Below are 16350 nucleotides of genomic sequence, written 5' to 3'. Positions count from 1 at the left end.
GGATCAGAAGCCCGGAAACGGTAAGTTGGCTGACAAAATGGCGGAAAGTTCGGATGGCAAAGTTAACCTGAAGGAAACTTTCCCGCCGTCATTTTGGGTTTGGCGGCGACACAAATCCCCGAGGAGCAGCATGAGCGGCCAGCAGAACGCACAAAGAATCCTGGTTGTCGGAGCGGGGGCCACCGGCGGCTACTTCGGCGGCCGCCTGGCGCAGGGCGGCCGCGACGTGACGTTCCTGGTGCGGGAAGGACGGGCAGCCACCCTACGCCGGCGCGGCCTTCGCATCACGGGCCTGGGCCGCGACGACGTCATTGAACCGGCGCTGGTCACGGCGCCTGACCTGCACGGACCGTACGATCTGGTGCTGGTGACGGTCAAGGCCGCCGCCCTGCCGCAGGCACTGGCAGACCTCGCACCGGCGGTGGGGCCGGAAACGGTGGTCATTCCGTTCCTCAACGGCATGGCCCACATGGACGCGCTCGAGGCGGCCTTCGGCGCGGCCCGCGTGCTGGGCGGGATCGTCAAGGTGGTCACCACCCTCACCGACGACGGCGACATCCTGCAGATGAATCCGCTGGCCACACTCACGGTGGGGGAACAGTCAGGCCCGCCGGGCGACCGCGTCCTGCGGGCGGTTGAAACCCTGACCGTGCCGGGTTTCAAGGCTTCGGCCACGGCGGACGCCCTGGCATCCATGTGGCACAAGTGGGCATTCATCGTGTCCGCGGGGACCGTGACCTGCCTGATGCGCGGACCGGTGGGCGCCATCGTCGCGGTACCCGGCGGCACGGACTTCGTGCATTCGGTGCTGGCCGAAGCCGGCGCCGTCGCGGCTGCGGCCGGCTATCCGGTGCCGGACCACGAACATCAGCTGTCCGTGGACATGCTGACGCAGCCCGGGTCAACCTTCACGTCGTCGCTCTACCGCGATGTTGTTGCCGGCCGCCCCGGCGAGACCGAACACCTGCTGGGCGACTTCACCCGGCGGGCACGGCTCCTCGGGGCGGCCACGCCGCTGATCGACCTGGCCCTGATGCAGCTGAGGGTCAGCGCCGCATCCGGCTAGCCTGCGGGCAGCTCCCTGCTTACTTCTTCAGGAAGGCAAGGAGGGCCTGGTTGATTTCCTTCGCGTGGGTCCACAGCATGCCGTGCGGCGCGCCCTCGATCTCCACGTAGTCCGCGGCGGGCAGCGCGTCCTTGAAGCGCCGGCCGGTCACGTCGATGGGCAGGATGTTGTCCGCCGTTCCGTGCACGATGAGGGCAGGAACGTCGATCTTGGGGATGTCCGCGCGGAAGTCCGTCAGCCAGGTGGGCTGCGCCGCCACTGAGGCGTGGGCGGAGGACTTGCTGGCGGTGGCCCAGTTGGCGCGCAGGGCTTCTTCGCTGAGGCGGCTGCCCAGGGTGTCGTCGGTGTTGAAGAAGTTCTTGAAGAACTCCGTGAAAAACGCGTAACGGTCTTCCTTCACTGCGCTGAGCAGGCCGTCGAACACGTCCTGCGGGACGCCGTCGGGGTTGTCGTCCGTCTTCAGCAGGAACGGCTCGAGGGAACCGAGGAACACTGCCTTGGAAACCCGGTCCGAGCCGTAGGTGCCGAGGTAGCGGGCCACCTCGCCGGTGCCCATCGAGAAGCCCACCAGCACGGCGTCCGTGAGATCGAGCTCGGTGAGCAGGGTGTTGAGGTCGGCAGCAAAGGTGTCGTAGTCGTAGCCCTCCGTGGGCTGGCTGGACTTGCCGAAGCCGCGGCGGTCGTAGGTGATGACCCGGTAGCCTGCCGCCAGCAGCGCGCTGGTCTGCCGTTCCCACGATGCGCCGTCCAGCGGGTAACCGTGGATAAGGACCACCGGCTGTCCCTGTCCGTGGTCCTCATAGTAAAGCTCAACGGTGGTGCTGTTTTCTTTTCCGACAGACACAAAGGCCATGAGGGCGTTCCTTCCGGGGCAGTGAAGACGGGCAACTGGCTTGACCATTCACTCTGTTCCGGCAGGCTTCGCCTGTCAAGGAACGGCGTGTCAGGTCAGTCCGGAAGGCTCAGCCTGCAGCGCTCACTCCGTGGAACGGGGGCGCCACACCACCACGGCCTGGGACCGGGCGCGGGGCCGCTGGCCGCGGGCCAGGCTCACCACGTCGCCCGCTGCTCCGGCCGCGAAAATGCGCGAATCCAGCGGGCTCCGGCGGCTGCTGAGCTGCTCGGTCAGTTCGGACACCCGGCGCTGCAGCGCGGCCACCTGGTTCTCCAGCTGGAGGATGCGTTTGATGCCCTCCAGCGAGACCCCCTCATGCGAAAGCCGCTGCACTTCCCGGAGCACGTTGACGTCCCGCTGGGAGTACCGCCGGGATTTTCCGGGCGCGCGGCTGGGCGAGACGATGCCCAGCCGGTCGTACTGCCGCAACGTCTGCGGGTGCATGTCCGCCAGCTCAGCCGCCACCGAGATCACGAAGATCGGCTGATCGAAATCAATGTCCAAGGCCGGCTCCTCCCGCTAGTCCCAGTCCCAGTCCGCGCGTTTCCTAGAGACGTGCCTTGGCAGCCAGTCCGGCCCGCACATCGTGTCCGTCCGTGGCTGCAGCGAACGCCTTCACGGCTTCCTCCGCTTCCTTGGTCAGCTTCTGCGGAACCACGACGTCGATGGTCACCAGCAGGTCGCCGGTGGCCTTCGCATGCTTGACCCCGCGGCCCTTGACCCGCAGTGTCCGCCCGGAGGGCGTCCCCGCGGGAACACGGACCTTGACCTTTTCGCCGTCGATCGTCGGCACTTCGATGTCAGCACCCAGGGCAGCCTCCGGGAAGGTGACCGGAACATGGATGCGGAGGTTGTCGCCGTCGCGCGTGTAGAAGTCATGGCCCTTGACGTTGACGGTGACCATCAGGTCGCCGTTGCCGGCCGGTCCGTACTGGCCCTTGCCGCGGACACGGACCTTCTGGCCGTCCTTGATCCCGGCGGGAACACGGACGTCGATGACGTCCCCGTCCGGTTCGCGCAGGCCGATGGTGGTGCCGCGGATGGACCCGGCGAAGGAAATGGTGGTGGTGGCCGTACGGTCGGCGCCCTTTTGCGGGGCACGCTGGAATCCCGCTCCGGAGCCGGGGCCGCCGAACTGTCCGCCGAAGAGATCGGCGAATTCCGGCGGAATGCCGCCCGAGGTGCTGTAGCCGCCGGAGTGGCGCCCGCCGCCACCGGTGAAGAGGCCGCCGAAGAGGTCTTCGAAGCCGGCGCCGCCGCCTGCCCCGGCACCGCCGGGAGCGAACCGCGCGCCGCCGCCCATGGCACGGATGGCGTCATACTGCTGGCGTTCGTCCGGATCCGAGAGCACGGAGTATGCCTCGGAAATGTCCTTGAACTTCTTCTCCGACGCGACGTTCCCCGCGTTGGTGTCCGGGTGGTGCTGCCGCGCAAGCTTCCGGTAAGCCTTCTTGATATCGGCGTCGGAAGCGTCCTTGGCGACTCCAAGGATCTTGTAGAAGTCCTTGTCGACCCAGTCCTGGCTAGCCAATGGCGTTTCCTTTCAAGTTCTTACAAAATGCGCTGCGCAGGTGATGGGCCCCCGCCCCTTCGCGTGGTGGCCTGGTCCTTGCGGACCAGGCCACCACGCTCCGGCGGGCCCCATGCCACTCCCGGGGCCCACCAACTGCTACGCGTTTGTTTGGGCTACTTATGCAGGGACTGCAACAATAACCTGTGCTGCCCGGAGGACCCGTTCGCCTGACCTGTAGCCGGAGCGCAGGACCTGGCTGACGGTGTCGATTTCGACGTCCGGGCCGGGCTGCTGGATGAGGGCTTCGTGGATCGTGGGATCGAACTCCACGCCGGTCTCATCGATGCGCACCAGGCCGTAGGTCTTCAGCGCGTTCTCCAGCTTGGCGGCGATCGCGGCGAACGGGCCGTCGGCCAGGTCGCCGTGCTGCCGGGCGGCGTCGACGTCGTCCAGGACCGGAAGCAGGGAGTTCAGGACGCCGATGACGGCCATCTCCCCTGCCACGGCACGGTCGCGTTCCACGCGCTTGCGGTAGTTGACGTACTCGGCCTGCAGGCGGCGGAGGTCGTTGCGGAGTTCTTCCGCTTCCTCCGCGCCCACGCCCTGGGCCACTGACTCCTCGGCCGGAACCTCAACGCTGTTGAGGATGTCCTCGGCCTGGGACAGTGCGTCCCCGGAACCGTGGCCCCTTGCGGCGGCGTGCTCCTGGTCAGGGTGGCGGGCCTGGCCGGTCTTCGGATCAACCTTGCGGTTGTCGTGGATCACCGGTTTCTGCGGCTCGTTCTCCTGGTTGTCGTTGTCGCCGCTGGCGTGCGCGTGTTGCTGGCCTGCGGAAGAGTGGTGCTCTTCTTCATTACCGTGGTGCGGCATGATTACTTCTTCTCGTCTTCGTCAACGATCTCGGCGTCGACGATGTCCTCATCGGCCTTGGCGCCTTCGGACCCGGAGTGGGCACCCTCTGCGCCTGCGGCACCCGTGGCACCGTCCGGCGAACCGGCCTGTGCGTAGATGGCTTCGCCGAGCTTGCTCTGGGAAGCCTGCAGCTTCTCAAAGGCGGTCTTTACCGCGGCGTCATCCGTGCCTTCGAGCGCCTTCTTCAGGGCGTCGACGTCGGCCTTGACCTCGGTCTTGACCTCTTCAGGCAGCTTGTCGGCGTTGTCCGCGATCAGCTTGTCCACGGAGTAGGCGAGCTGCTCGGCGGTGTTGCGGGTGTCGGTTGCCTCGCGGCGGGCCTTGTCCTCGGCTGCGTGCTCCTCGGCGTCCTTGACCATGCGGTCAATGTCTTCCTTGGAGAGCGCGGTCCCGCCGGTGATGGTCATGGACTGTTCCTTGCCGGTGCCCTTGTCCTTCGCCGAGACGTGCACGATGCCGTTGGCGTCGATGTCGAAGGTGACCTCGACCTGCGGGACGCCACGGGGTGCCGGCGCGATACCGGTCAGCTCGAACGTGCCCAGCGGCTTGTTGTCCCGGGTGAACTCGCGCTCGCCCTGGAAGACCTGGATGGCCACGGACGGCTGGTTGTCGTCAGCCGTGGTGAAGGTTTCGGAGCGCTTGGTGGGGATGGCCGTGTTGCGCTCGATCAGGTGCGTCATGATGCCGCCCTTGGTTTCGATGCCCAGGGACAGCGGCGTGACGTCGATCAGGAGGACGTCCTTGCGTTCGCCCTTCAGCACACCTGCCTGCAGCGCGGCGCCGACGGCGACGACCTCGTCCGGGTTGACGCCCTTGTTGGGCTCCTTGCCGCCGGCGAGTTCCTTGACGAGTTCGTACACGGCGGGCATGCGGGTGGAGCCGCCGACGAGCACGATGTGGTCGATCTCGGAGAGCTTGATGCCGGCTTCCTTGATGACGTCCTGGAACGGCTTCTTGGTGCGGTCCAGCAGGTCCTTGGTCAGGTCCTGGAACTTGGCGCGGGTCAGCTGCTCGTCCAGGTGGACCGGGCCGTCGGGGGTGACGGACAGGTACTGGAGGGAGACGTTGGTGCTGGTGGAGGAAGAGAGTTCCTTCTTGGCCTGCTCGGAAGCCTCGCGCAGGCGCTGCAGGGCGATCTTGTCCTTGGACAGGTCGATGCCCTTGACCTTGAGCTGGTTCAGCAGGTAGTCAACGACGCGCTGGTCCCAGTCGTCGCCGCCGAGGTGGTTGTCACCGGCGGTGGCGCGCACCTGGATGGTGGAGAAGTTGTCTTCGTCCTTGCCCACTTCGAGGAGGGAGACGTCGAAGGTTCCGCCGCCGAGGTCGAAGACGAGGATGAGTTCGTCTTCCTTGCCCTTGTCCAGGCCGTAGGCCAAAGCGGCAGCGGTGGGCTCGTTGACGATGCGGAGGACGTTGAGGCCTGCGATTTCGCCGGCCTCCTTGGTGGCCTGGCGCTGGGCGTCGTTGAAGTACGCGGGAACGGTGACGACGGCGTCGGTGACCTTTTCGCCCAGGTACGACTCGGCGTCGTTCTTCAGCTTCATCAGGATGCGCGCGGAGATCTCCTGCGCGGTGTACTTCTTGTCGTCGATCGCGACGTTCCAGTCAGTGCCCATGTGGCGCTTGACGGACGCGATGGTGCGGTCGATGTTGTTGACGGCCTGGCGCTTGGCGATCTCGCCGACCAGGACTTCGCCGGACTTTGAGAACGCAACGACGGACGGCGTGGTGCGGCCACCCTCGGCGTTGGCAATAACGGTGGGCTCGCCACCTTCGAGAACGGAGACGACGGAGTTGGTGGTTCCGAGGTCGATACCTACTGCACGTGACATGTGTTGCTTCCTTCTTTCCGTGGAAACGCTGGTCTAGATTCAGGCACGCCCACTGATTGAGCGATCTACACTCAACTTTACCCACGGCCGGATTTAAGTCAATCCAAAGTTGAGTCTGATCCGCTCAACTTTGGATTTGCTGGCCAAGCAACTGTTTGCCGGGCAGCTGAAAAGGACCGTCATTCAGGGGTTTTGGGCCAGACGCAGCGGCACCAGGACAGGGTTTCGCTGTGCGTGAAACCCTGTCCTGGAGCAGGCTGGTGGCGTAATTGACTGTCAGGCGGTGTCGCCCGGCTCCTCGCCAGATTCTGCACGGCGGGCCGTCTCGCCGGTCTTCGCCGGGCCCGCGGTACCGGCCGTTCCGTAGTCGCCGTCGGGGTATTCGGCTTCCTCCAGGGTCACCAGGTTCTCCCCCGCAGTGCCGGCCTTGCCGTAATCACCGGCCTCGTACTCGCCTTCGACGGCCCCGGCAGGTTCCTCGACCTCCCCGGCGGTTCCGTAATCGCCTTCGGGATACTCGCCGTCGCCGGCGGCCACCTGGTCTTCGTGCGCAATTCCCGCCTTGCCGTAGTCGCCGTCGACATACTGGCCGCTGTCACCTTCGACTGCCGGCGCGGGTTCGGTACTGGGCTGTTCCGCTTCGTTTGCGCTGTTCTTGGAAATTTCGCTGTTCTCTGACACTGACGGTTCCCTCCTGGAAGCATCGGACGCCCGGACGGGCGCAGGGGCAGTCTATCCATCCGCCCGGCACTTCAACAGGGGGCGGAGGGCAGAGCGGCCCGACCCGCACACCGCCCGCAAACGCACGGCGGGCGGCCACGAAAACGTGCCGCCCGCCATCGTCCGTCACGGTGTCCGCCGCGCCGGCGCACCGCCTCAGTTGCGTACGACCTCCAGTTCGATGGCCGTCCAGGACAGGGCCGGCAGGGTGGCCCGGACTTCGCCGCCGGCGGCCTTGACGCCATCCAGGGGGATGAGGCCCACGGCACCGGGGTTTGCCTGCGTGTTGGTGATGAACCGGTCCGCACCGTCCGGGATGCGCAGCACGTCGGCCCGGACCACCCGGCGGGCGTCGAAGCCGCGAAGGACCACTTCGACGTCGGCGGCTTCTTCCAGTCCGCGGTTGGCCAGGAACAGCGCGATGCGGCCGGTTTCCTCGTTCCAGGTGGCACTGACGTCCACGAGGTCGGCATCGCCGAACTTGGCGTTGCCGTACTTGTCCGAGTCCACGGCGAGCCGGAGGATCTGGCCGTGCGCCAGCTCGGCCATGCGGGCGAAGGGGTGGAAGATGGTCTGCTTCCATGCCGGGCCGTTTTCCTCGCTGAGGATGGGGGCGATCACGTTGACCAGCTGCGCCTGGTTGGCGATCTTGACCCGGTCACCGTGCCGGAGCAGGGAGTTCAGGAAGGTCCCGACGACGACGGCGTCCGTCACGTTGTACTGGTCCTCGATGACGCGGGGGTGCTCGCGCCAGCCGTGCTTGCCCACTTGCTCGGGGCTGTCGGCGTCGCCGGGGCGGGTGTACCAGACGTTCCATTCGTCGAAGGACAGGTTGATGTGCTTCTTGTGCTTGCCCTTGGCCCGCACAGCGTCCGCGGTGGCGATCACGGATTCGATGAAGTAGTCCATGTCCACGGCACTGGCCAGGAAACTGCCGGCGTCGCCGTCGTGCTCCTGGTAGTAGGCGTGCAGCGAGACGTAGTCCACCTGCTCGTAGGCGTGGGTCAGGACCGTCTGCTCCCAGGCGCCGAAGGTGGGCATCCCCGAGTTGGAGCTGCCGCACGCCACGAGTTCGATGTCCGGATCAACGAAGCGCATGGCCTTGGCGGCTTCCTGCGCCAGCCGGCCGTATTCCTCGGCGGTCTTGTGCCCGATCTGCCACGGGCCGTCCATCTCGTTGCCCAGGCACCACAGCTTGATGTTGAACGGATCCTCGTGGCCGTTCTTGCGGCGAAGGTCGGACAGCCGGGTGCCGGACGGAATGTTGGCGTATTCCACCAGCTCGCGGGCTGCATCGACGCCGCGGGTGCCGAGGTTGACGGCTTCCATGACCTCCACGCCGGCTTCCCGCGACCAGTCCACGAATTCGTGCAGGCCGAAGGCGTTCGTTTCCAGGGTGTGCCAGGCGCCGTCGAGCCGGCGCGGCCGCTCCGCCACGGGACCGATGCCGTCCTCCCAGTTGTAACCGGAGACGAAGTTGCCGCCGGGATAGCGGACCACGGTGGCGCCCAGCTCTTTGACGAGGTCCATCACGTCGCGGCGGAAGCCGCGCGCGTCGGCCCGGGGATGGCCCGGTTCGTAGATGCCGGTGTAGACACAGCGGCCCATGTGCTCAACGAAGGATCCGAAGATCCGGCGGGGAACCTCGGCTACGGTGAAGTCGCGGTCAATGGTGATGCGTGCGCGGGACATTTTGCTCCTGTCCTAGGGGTGGATTGGTCGTGGGCGCCGGGTTCGTGGGCGTTGGGTTCGTGTGCGTTGGGTGCCGGCTACGTGCCGGCAAGGCCGGTGGTGGCTACGCCCCTGATGATCTGCCGCTGGAAGAAAAGGAACACCACGATCAGCGGCAGTGCGGCCAGCAGCGCGGACGCCATGTTCTGGGCGTACTGGATGCCGTAGGCGCTCTTGATGGTCTGCAGGCCCACCGGCAGGGTGAGCAGCGAGCTTTCGTTGGTGGCAATGAACGGCCAGAGGAAGTTGTTCCAGGCCCCGATGAACACGAAGATGGCGACGGCGGCCAGGATGGGCCGGGACAGGGGCAGCACGATCGTGGTGAAGATCCGCAGCCGTCCGGCGCCGTCCATCAGCGCGGCTTCCTCGAGTTCCCGCGGAATCTGGTCGAAGAATTTCTTGAGCACGAACACCATGGGCGAGTGGATCACCTGCGGCAGGATCAGCGCCCAGTAGGTGTCGATCAGGTTCAGGGACTGCATCTGCTGGAACAGCGGGATGATGAGGACCGGCGGCGGGATGATGATGGAGGCCACGATCACGCCCATCAGCATCCTCTTGCCGCGGAAGTCGATCCGCGAAATGGCGTAGGCGACGGACGCGGAAATCACCAGGGTGATGGCAGTAATGGCCGCTGACGTGAACAGCGAGTTGAGCGTCCAGGTGGGGATATTGCCGCTCTGCAGCACTTTGGCAAAGGCATCGAAGGTGAAGCCCGACGCCGGTATCCAGCTGATGGGGGTGGACGCGGCGTCGGTTTCGCTCTTCAGCGCGGTGACTGTGGCCCAGGCAAAGGGCACCAGCCACGCAACGGCGAGGACAGACACGACGACGGTGGCCAGGATGCGGGACAGCGGCGTCTTCGCACGCCGGTTGGCAACGGTTTCGGCGTACCCCTTGGGCTGGAGCGCGGGTTTGGAAAGTGTGGTGGTGGCCATGGCTAGGCGCTCCTTTTCCGTGTGATGAAGACCTGCGCCAGCGCGATGAGCAGGATCAGGCCGAAGAAGATGTAGGAAATGGCTGCGGAGTAGCCCAGCCGGTAGCCCGTGAATCCGGCCTCGAAGATGTACTGCACGATGGAACGGGTTGCTCCGCCCGGTCCGCCTTCGGTCATCTGGTAAATCTGGTCAAAGACCTTCAGGGAAGCGAGGATCTGCAGGATCACGATCATCACGGTGGTGGGGCCCAGCTGGGGAAGGCTGATGGAGAAGAACTGGCGCCAGCCCCCGGCACCGTCGAGCGAGGCCGCTTCATAGTGCTGCTGCGGAATGTTCTGCAGTGCAGCCAGGTAGAGGAGGAAGTTGAAGCCGATGGTCCACCACACCGTGGCGATCACCACGGCCCACATCGCCACCGCGGGATCGTTCAGCCACGCCACCGGCGGAATGCCGAGATTTGCGAGCATGTCATTGAACAGCCCGAGCTCGGGGTTGTACATCCAGGCGAAGAACAGTGAGACCACGGTGGAGGCGAGCAGGAACGGGGAGAAGAAGGAGAGCCGCCACAGCCACTGCGCGGGAAGGCCCATGTTGACCAGTGCTGCCAGCGCCAGGGCGATGACCACCAGCGGGACGGTGCTGATCAGCGTGAAGTACAGCGTGTTCCCCAGCGAGCGCCACATGTCCGAGTCGGCGAACGCCTCGCTGTAGTTGGCCAGGCCGATGAACCCGCTGTTGGCGCCCGTGAGGGACTTTCCGGTGAGGCTCATAACGGCCCCGGAAATCATGGGCCAGACCAGGAACATCAGGAAGAAGGCCAGGAAGGGGGCGGAGAAGGCCCAGCCGTGGAGGTTGTCGCGCCGGGAACGCAGCGATTTCGCCGCGGGCGCTGGTTTTACCGCGGGCGCTGGTTTTGCCGGGGGCGCTGTGGTGCGGGCAGTGCTCATGAGGACTCCTTTGTCACGGACTTTGTCACGGGCGGGTCAATGTTCAGGCGGGATTCTGCAGAGGATTCGGCGGCCATGCCGGATGCCGTCCTCACACCGGGTTCGGCATTGCGAGGACGGTGTTGATGCGCTTCATAAACGCGTCCCAGCCGTCGGCGGCCTTGTCCCGTCCGAGGAACACGTTCTGGACGTTCTCGGCGAAGTAGCCTTGGAAATCGGATCCCGAGCCGGTGAACCAGGCCACGGGGTCGTAGTTGATGATGTCCGCCGCCTGGGCATAGTCCGCCTGCGGCTTCAGTGCCGCGTATTCCTTGGACTTCACCACCGGCTGGTAGGCCGGGATGTGTCCGGCCTCGGCCCAGCTCAGGGAACCCTTGAGCATGGACGCCACGAACTGGTAGACGCCGCGGCGCTTGGTTTCGTCCAGCCGGGCCTGGTGCGGCAGCACGAACGAGTGCGAGTCGGCGAAGGCGGCCGGTGTTCCAAAGAGGGTGGGGATGGTGCTGGCACCGAACGGAACTCCTGCCGTTTTCATGGTGGGCAACTCCCACACACCGGTGAAGAGCAGCCCCGACCCCGAGCCGGCGAACTCCGCGATGGCTGTCCCGCCGTCGCCGCTTTTCGTGGAGATGGTGTTATCCAGCAGGGACGTGATGAACTCCAGGCAGTCGATGGCCACGTCCCGCTCCACCTGGGCGGGCCTGCCCGGCTCCAGCACGAAGTCCGCGCCGTGTTGGCGGTAGAGCGTGTAGAACAGCCGCCACATCTGCGCGCCGTCGCCCAGATACCCGTAGGAGAGCCCGTGCTTGCCGGTGACGCGCTGCAGTTCGCGGCTTACTTCCAGGAACTGCGACGGCGAGGAGATCTCCGCCAGCCGGCCGTCCTTCCCCAGGACGCCGGCCTTGTCCGCAACTTCGGTGTTGTAGAGCATCACGAACGGGTGCGAGTCCAGTGCCAGCGAAAATACCTGGCCGTTGAACTGGCTCTTCTCCCAGATTCTGGGTCCGAAGTCCTCCGGGCGCACGCCGAACTCCGCCAGCAGGTCCAGGTCCCACGCATCCAGCAGTCCGCCGGGAGCGTAGCCCGGCACCCTGGCCGCATGCATCACGGCAACCTCCGGAGGCCGCCCGCCGGCGGAGGCCATGGCCAGCTTGGTGTAATACGGCGCACCCCACGCCAGCACGGTCGGCTTGACCCTGTAGTCGGGGTGGTCCGCGTTGACCTTGTCGATCATGGCCATCATCTTGATGCCGTCTCCGCCGGAGAGCAGGTGCCAGAAGCGGATGTCGTTGCCCGCCGCCTGGGCCGCGCCGCCGCAGCCCGTAAGGCTCGCTCCGAGGGTAAGGCTGCCTGCGAGCACACCGCCTCCGAGCAGCAATTGCCTGCGGGTCATCTGCATCGGGCGTGAATCAACTTGCTTCACCGTCACTCCTTTGGACGTAGCCGTTGGTAAAAAATTCGCCGACTGTCCGGCTGCTTCGGGCCCGTGGGGGCGGGCCGGACAACTGTGGGCTGCAACACACTTTATATCGTTGTAAATGGAGTTACAAGGAAAATTTGTTAGCGCTCACAAATTGAGAGTTGCCATGCTGTTTTTTCGGGTGCGACAGCCGTTACTCGAGTCCGGCTACACCCGCCAGAACCTGCAGGTGGTGCTCGAACAGAGCGTCCTTTGCCGCAAAGGTACCCTCCCCGTATTGGCCGAAAACCTCGAAGCTGATGGCACCGAAGAGCGAAGTCCAGACCAGCGCACCGCGCGCCAGCAGCCCGTCGGGAAGCGCCAGCCCGAGCTCTTTCCGGATGGCTGCCAGGTCGACCGCCAGCTGCGCCGGCACCGCAGCCGCAGACGGCCCCGCCAGAGGCTCAGGCTCGGCGCGCAGGGCGCCGGCCCGCCAGGCGGCGTCGACAATGGCCGTCAGGCTGCGGATCACCCTGGTCCCGGGACCGGTTGTCCGTTCCGCCGGCGCCCGGTACCCGGGCACCGGACTGCCGAACAGCAGGGCGTAACGGGCGGGTTCACGGACGGCCCAGCCGCGGACGGCGCGCCCCAGGGCCCGGAACCGCCCGGCGAAATCCGCTTCGGGCACGCGGGCGACGGCGGCCTCCACCTCATCGCCCAGCTCGCCGTACGCGTCGATCAGCAGCAGGGTTAGGAGCTCGTCCCGGTTTTGCACGTACCGGTACACGGCCGAGGACACCACTCCGAGGTCCCGGGCCACTGCCCGCAGCGACAGGGCAGCCGCGCCGTGGACGGCCAGGTGTTCGCGGCCCAGCCGGACAATGTCGGCGGTGGTCTGCGCACGGGCACGCTCCCGCGGCGTGCGCGGTGCGCGGGGTGCAGGGGCGGAGTCATTGTTGGCCGGCATGCCTCCAGCATTCCACGCTTCAGAGCACTGTCAACAATTGAGAGCAGTGCTCTTGACTTTGGAGCTCCCGCCGAGCATCCTTATTTCGAGAGCGGCGCTCTCTCAGATTCCAGAGCAGACTGAAGATCCCGAGGAAAGGGAATCCAATGCCCGAACTTTTTGTGGTCACCGGCGCCGGCCCGGTGGGCTGGACCGTTGCGGAGCAGCTTGCGGCCCAGGGTAAGCGCGTGCGGGTGCTGACGCGCTCCGGCAGCGGCCCGGAGCACCCCCTCATCGAGAGGATGTCTGTGGACGTCGCCCATCCGGCACTGCTGGACGGGGCGTTCGCCGGGGCGGCCGCCGTCTTCCACTGCATCCATGGCTCCGCCTACGCTGCGGACGCATGGCAGCGGGAGCTCCCCCGGGCCGAGGAGGCCGTGCTGGCGGCGGCCGGCGAGGCGGGCGCCGTCGTCGTATTTCCTGAAAGCCTGTACTCCTACAGCCGGCCCGGCACCGTCATGGCGGAGGACAGCCCCCGCGAGGCGCAGGGCGGAAAGCGCGGAGTCCGGACGGCGCTGCTGAAGGCGCGCGCAGCCTCCCCCGCGAATACTGTCAGCGTGGTGGCGGGCGATTTCTTCGGCCCGCGCGTGCGGAACTCCCACGCCGGCGAACGCATCGTGCCGGCGGTGCTGGCCGGAAAGCGGCTGCTGGTGATCGGCAGCGCGGACCAGCCGCATTCCTTCACGTACGTGCCGGACCTTGCCGCGGCCATGATCCGTGCCGCGCAGACGCCGGCTTTGTGGAACCGGGTGTGGCACGCGCCCACGGGCCCGGCAGTCACCCAGCGCAGGCTTGCGGCGGCCTTCGCGGAAGCCGGCTGGGTGCCCGCTCCCAAAATGGGCGCAGTGCCGGGCTGGGCCCTCCGGGCCATCGGATTGTTCTCGGGCGGCACCCGCGAGCTGGCCGAGATGCTGTACCAGTTCGAGCGGCCGTTCGTCATGGATTCGCACGTCAGCGAGGCCGCCCTGGGCCTGCATCCGACCCCGCTGCCGGAAGCCGCAGCCGCCACCGTGGCCTGGTGGCGGCCGCAGGGCTGACGGCCCGGACGTCACGCACAGCAGGCTTTTGGCCAGCCACGAAGGGTGCGGCCACGTAGATTCGCGGCCGCACCCTTCGCGGAGTCCCGATAATGTGCATGGCGTGACGCGCACGCCCCGCTAACTGCGCGCGGCACCCTCCAGGTCCGTATCCAGGCTGCCCTCGGCATCACGCGGGCCAGCGGATGCCCGACCGCCGTCGTCCAGCCGCCCCAGTTTGCTGGGCCACCAGATCCGTCCGCCCAGGTCGTAGGCAAGCGCCGGGACCAGCAGCGAGCGGACCAGAACGGTGTCCAGCAGGACCCCGAAGGCCACGATGAAGGCGAGCTGGACCAGGAACATGATGGGGATGACGCCCAGCGCGGCGAAGGTGGCGGCGAGGACCACGCCTGCGGACGTAATGACGCCGCCGGTCACGCCGAGTCCCCGCAGGATCCCGGGCCTGGTGCCGTGCTTGAGGGACTCCTCCCGCACCCTGCTCATCAGGAAGATGTTGTAGTCCACGCCCAGGGCCACCAGGAACACGAAGCCGAACAGCGGCACCGTCGCATCGGCCCCCGGGAACCCGAAGAGGTTGTTGAACACCAGGGCCGAAACACCCATGGCGGCGGCGTAGGAAAGCACCACCGAGGCCACCAGCAGGACCGGGGCCAGGACGGAGCGCAGCAGCAGCATGAGGATCAGCAGGATGACGGCGAGGACCACGGGGATGATGACAATCAGGTCGCGCTGGGCCGTGGTGTTGGTGTCCAGCGCGGTGGCCGTGACGCCGCCCACCAGGGCAGAGTCGTCGATCTTCTTCAAATCCTCGCGGAGCTTCACCACGACGTTCTCAGCGTCGCTGGAATCCGCGGCATAGTTCAGGGTGGCGTTGATCAGGACTTTGCCCTCGCGGACATCAGGGTCGCGGGGAGCCCCCGGGGCCCCTGTGACCGGCACACTCCCCTCCGCCAGGAGGTAGGCATCCCCGACGCCGTCGGCCGCCTTGGTCTTCTCCAGCACCTCCTGCGCTTTCGCTTCGTCGGCGACGATCACCGCGGGGCTGCCGGAACCGGCGTCGAAATGGCGGGCCAGCGCGTCCTGGCCGTCCACCGCGTTGGAGGCGGTGAGGATAACGTCCGTCTGCGGCACGCCGTTGGCCTTCAGCTGCAGGATGCCAGCGGAGGCCACCAGGAGCAGGAGCACCGAGGCCACCCAGACGGCCCGGGGGCGGCGGGAAACGAGGGAGCCGGTGGCGCGCCACAGGCCCTTCTGGCCTTCGAGGCCGGTGACGAGTTCAGGCTCGCGCTCGGTCTCCGGGATCAGCTTGGGACGGAACGGCCAGAAGGCGGCGCGGCCCAGCAGGGCCATCAGTGCCGGGAGCAGCGTGAGGGCGGCAAAGAGCGAGCACAGGATGCCGGCGGCCGCCACCGGGCCCAGCGCCTTGTTGGAGTTGAGGTCGGAAAAGAGCAGGCACAGCAGGGCGATGATCACCGTGGCGCCGGAGGCCAGGATGGGTTCAAAGGAGGCTTTCCAGGCCGTGAGGACGGCGGACGTGCGGTTGGTGGTGTGGGTTAGCGCTTCGCGGAACCTGGCAACATACAGCAGCGCGTAGTCCGTCGCGGCACCGATCACCAGGATGGAAAGGATGCCCTGGCTTTGGCCGCTCAGCTGGATCCAGCCCAGCTTGGCCATGCCGAACACCAGCAGGATGGCTGCGCACAGGGCGAACACCGAGGTGAAAAGCACCGCGATGGGCAGGAGCAACGAGCGGTAGACAATCAGCAGGATGATGAACACGGCGGCGAGGGCCACCAGCAGCAGGATCCCGTCGATGCCCGCGAAGGCGCTCACCAGGTCAGCCGTCAGTCCCGCCGGACCGGTGACGAAAGTCTGCATTCCTTCCGGGGCTGACGCCTGAACTTCCTGGCGGAGCTCCTGGACGATTTCCTTGACCTCGCCCGACGAGGATATGGGCACCACGAACTGGACCGCTTCGCCGTCCTCCGACGGGATGGGACCGATGACCGCACTGCCTGCCTGCAGCTCCTCAAGCTTGTCCTTTAGGGCGGCAGCCTCGCCCAGTTGCGCAGGCGTGAAGGCGGAGTCGCTTTCGACGACGATGACGGCCGGGATCTCGTCGGAATCCCGGAACTTTGCCTGCCAGTCCTGGGCTTCGGTGGCCTCGGCACCGGCAGGCAGGAAGGACGCCTGGTCATTGGAGGAGACTTCGTCGAGACGGCCGAAAGTGGGTCCGCCGACGCCGGCGATGGCCAGCCATGTGATCACGAGCAGTACGGGGACCAGCCAGCGTAGCCAGAACGGGACGCGCGCGGTGCCGGGATGCCTCTTTTTCATGGGTCCTTCTTGGGGTG

General features: G+C 66.5%; 14 protein-coding genes. 2 read left to right on the top strand and 12 right to left on the bottom strand.

What is annotated here, in order from left to right; all coding sequences use genetic code 11:
• Positions 1 to 130: 130 nt before the first annotated feature.
• Positions 131 to 1066: a ketopantoate reductase family protein gene (locus AC6JAC_RS02035; RefSeq protein WP_497963268.1), complete on the top strand. Its 936-nt coding sequence runs from the start codon at positions 131 to 133 to the stop codon at positions 1064 to 1066.
• Between the two features lie 19 nt (positions 1067 to 1085).
• On the opposite strand, the gene AC6JAC_RS02030 is transcribed toward AC6JAC_RS02035, so the two are convergent.
• The 11 genes from AC6JAC_RS02030 to AC6JAC_RS01980 form a co-directional block, all read right to left on the bottom strand.
• Positions 1086 to 1919, bottom strand: a complete 834-nt coding sequence (locus tag AC6JAC_RS02030) for an alpha/beta fold hydrolase (protein WP_028270892.1) — start codon at positions 1917 to 1919, stop codon at positions 1086 to 1088.
• Between the two features lie 123 nt (positions 1920 to 2042).
• The gene (locus AC6JAC_RS02025) at positions 2043 to 2465 is read right to left on the bottom strand and encodes a heat shock protein transcriptional repressor HspR (RefSeq protein ID WP_028270893.1); all 423 of its coding nucleotides are present in this window, start codon (positions 2463 to 2465) and stop codon (positions 2043 to 2045) included.
• Between the two features lie 43 nt (positions 2466 to 2508).
• Entirely contained in the window at positions 2509 to 3492 is a 984-nt protein-coding gene (locus AC6JAC_RS02020; protein WP_028270894.1) for a DnaJ C-terminal domain-containing protein, read from the bottom strand.
• Between the two features lie 159 nt (positions 3493 to 3651).
• Positions 3652 to 4344, bottom strand: a complete 693-nt coding sequence (locus tag AC6JAC_RS02015) for a nucleotide exchange factor GrpE (protein WP_028270895.1) — start codon at positions 4342 to 4344, stop codon at positions 3652 to 3654.
• 2 nt (positions 4345 to 4346) lie between these two features.
• Positions 4347 to 6218 (bottom strand): molecular chaperone DnaK, encoded by a 1872-nt coding sequence (dnaK, locus tag AC6JAC_RS02010; protein WP_454699688.1) that lies wholly within the window; start codon positions 6216 to 6218, stop codon positions 4347 to 4349.
• 276 nt (positions 6219 to 6494) lie between these two features.
• Positions 6495 to 6899, bottom strand: coding sequence for a hypothetical protein (locus tag AC6JAC_RS02005; protein WP_454699689.1), 405 nt, complete (start codon positions 6897 to 6899; stop codon positions 6495 to 6497).
• Positions 6900 to 7094: 195 nt separating this feature from the next.
• Positions 7095 to 8630 (bottom strand): arabinosylfuranosidase ArfA, encoded by a 1536-nt coding sequence (gene arfA, locus AC6JAC_RS02000; RefSeq protein ID WP_497963264.1) that lies wholly within the window; start codon positions 8628 to 8630, stop codon positions 7095 to 7097.
• 77 nt (positions 8631 to 8707) lie between these two features.
• Positions 8708 to 9607 carry a carbohydrate ABC transporter permease gene (locus tag AC6JAC_RS01995; RefSeq protein ID WP_028270899.1) on the bottom strand — a complete coding sequence of 300 codons (900 nt, stop codon included), beginning with the start codon at positions 9605 to 9607 and terminating at the stop codon, positions 8708 to 8710.
• A gap of 2 nt (positions 9608 to 9609) precedes the next feature.
• Entirely contained in the window at positions 9610 to 10554 is a 945-nt protein-coding gene (locus AC6JAC_RS01990) for a carbohydrate ABC transporter permease (protein WP_028270900.1), read from the bottom strand.
• Between the two features lie 91 nt (positions 10555 to 10645).
• The gene (locus AC6JAC_RS01985) at positions 10646 to 11977 is read right to left on the bottom strand and encodes an extracellular solute-binding protein (RefSeq protein ID WP_028270901.1); all 1332 of its coding nucleotides are present in this window, start codon (positions 11975 to 11977) and stop codon (positions 10646 to 10648) included.
• 190 nt (positions 11978 to 12167) lie between these two features.
• Complete coding sequence (locus AC6JAC_RS01980; RefSeq protein WP_497963261.1) at positions 12168 to 12920, bottom strand: TetR/AcrR family transcriptional regulator; 753 nt, start codon at positions 12918 to 12920, stop codon at positions 12168 to 12170.
• A gap of 146 nt (positions 12921 to 13066) precedes the next feature.
• Here AC6JAC_RS01980 and AC6JAC_RS01975 point away from each other — a divergent pair, with 146 nt between their 5' ends.
• Positions 13067 to 13996 carry an NAD-dependent epimerase/dehydratase family protein gene (locus tag AC6JAC_RS01975; RefSeq protein ID WP_497963259.1) on the top strand — a complete coding sequence of 310 codons (930 nt, stop codon included), beginning with the start codon at positions 13067 to 13069 and terminating at the stop codon, positions 13994 to 13996.
• A 120-nt stretch (positions 13997 to 14116) separates the two neighbouring features.
• Here AC6JAC_RS01975 and AC6JAC_RS01970 read toward each other — a convergent pair whose 3' ends face one another.
• On the bottom strand, positions 14117 to 16333 hold the full coding sequence (locus tag AC6JAC_RS01970) for an MMPL family transporter (RefSeq protein WP_347899516.1): 2217 nt from the start codon (positions 16331 to 16333) through the stop codon (positions 14117 to 14119).
• Between the last annotated feature and the right edge of the window lie 17 nt (positions 16334 to 16350).

It is taken from the genome of Arthrobacter sp. KUASC02 (genome assembly GCF_059739395.1).
This window is presented reverse-complemented; position numbering and strand designations above follow the sequence as displayed.

What these genes read in the sequence shown, in the direction of transcription:
- AC6JAC_RS02035 (WP_497963268.1), top strand. Translation starts at nt 131, where the DNA reads ATGAGCGGCCAGCAGAACGCACAAAGAATCCTGGTTGTCGGAGCGGGG.
- AC6JAC_RS02030 (WP_028270892.1), bottom strand. Translation starts at nt 1,919, where the DNA reads ATGGCCTTTGTGTCTGTCGGAAAAGAAAACAGCACCACCGTTGAGCTT.
- AC6JAC_RS02015 (WP_028270895.1), bottom strand. Translation starts at nt 4,344, where the DNA reads ATGCCGCACCACGGTAATGAAGAAGAGCACCACTCTTCCGCAGGCCAG.
- dnaK (WP_454699688.1), bottom strand. Translation starts at nt 6,218, where the DNA reads ATGTCACGTGCAGTAGGTATCGACCTCGGAACCACCAACTCCGTCGTC.
- arfA (WP_497963264.1), bottom strand. Translation starts at nt 8,630, where the DNA reads ATGTCCCGCGCACGCATCACCATTGACCGCGACTTCACCGTAGCCGAG.
- AC6JAC_RS01995 (WP_028270899.1), bottom strand. Translation starts at nt 9,607, where the DNA reads ATGGCCACCACCACACTTTCCAAACCCGCGCTCCAGCCCAAGGGGTAC.
- AC6JAC_RS01990 (WP_028270900.1), bottom strand. Translation starts at nt 10,554, where the DNA reads ATGAGCACTGCCCGCACCACAGCGCCCCCGGCAAAACCAGCGCCCGCG.
- AC6JAC_RS01980 (WP_497963261.1), bottom strand. Translation starts at nt 12,920, where the DNA reads ATGCCGGCCAACAATGACTCCGCCCCTGCACCCCGCGCACCGCGCACG.
- AC6JAC_RS01975 (WP_497963259.1), top strand. Translation starts at nt 13,067, where the DNA reads ATGCCCGAACTTTTTGTGGTCACCGGCGCCGGCCCGGTGGGCTGGACC.
- AC6JAC_RS01970 (WP_347899516.1), bottom strand. Translation starts at nt 16,333, where the DNA reads ATGAAAAAGAGGCATCCCGGCACCGCGCGCGTCCCGTTCTGGCTACGC.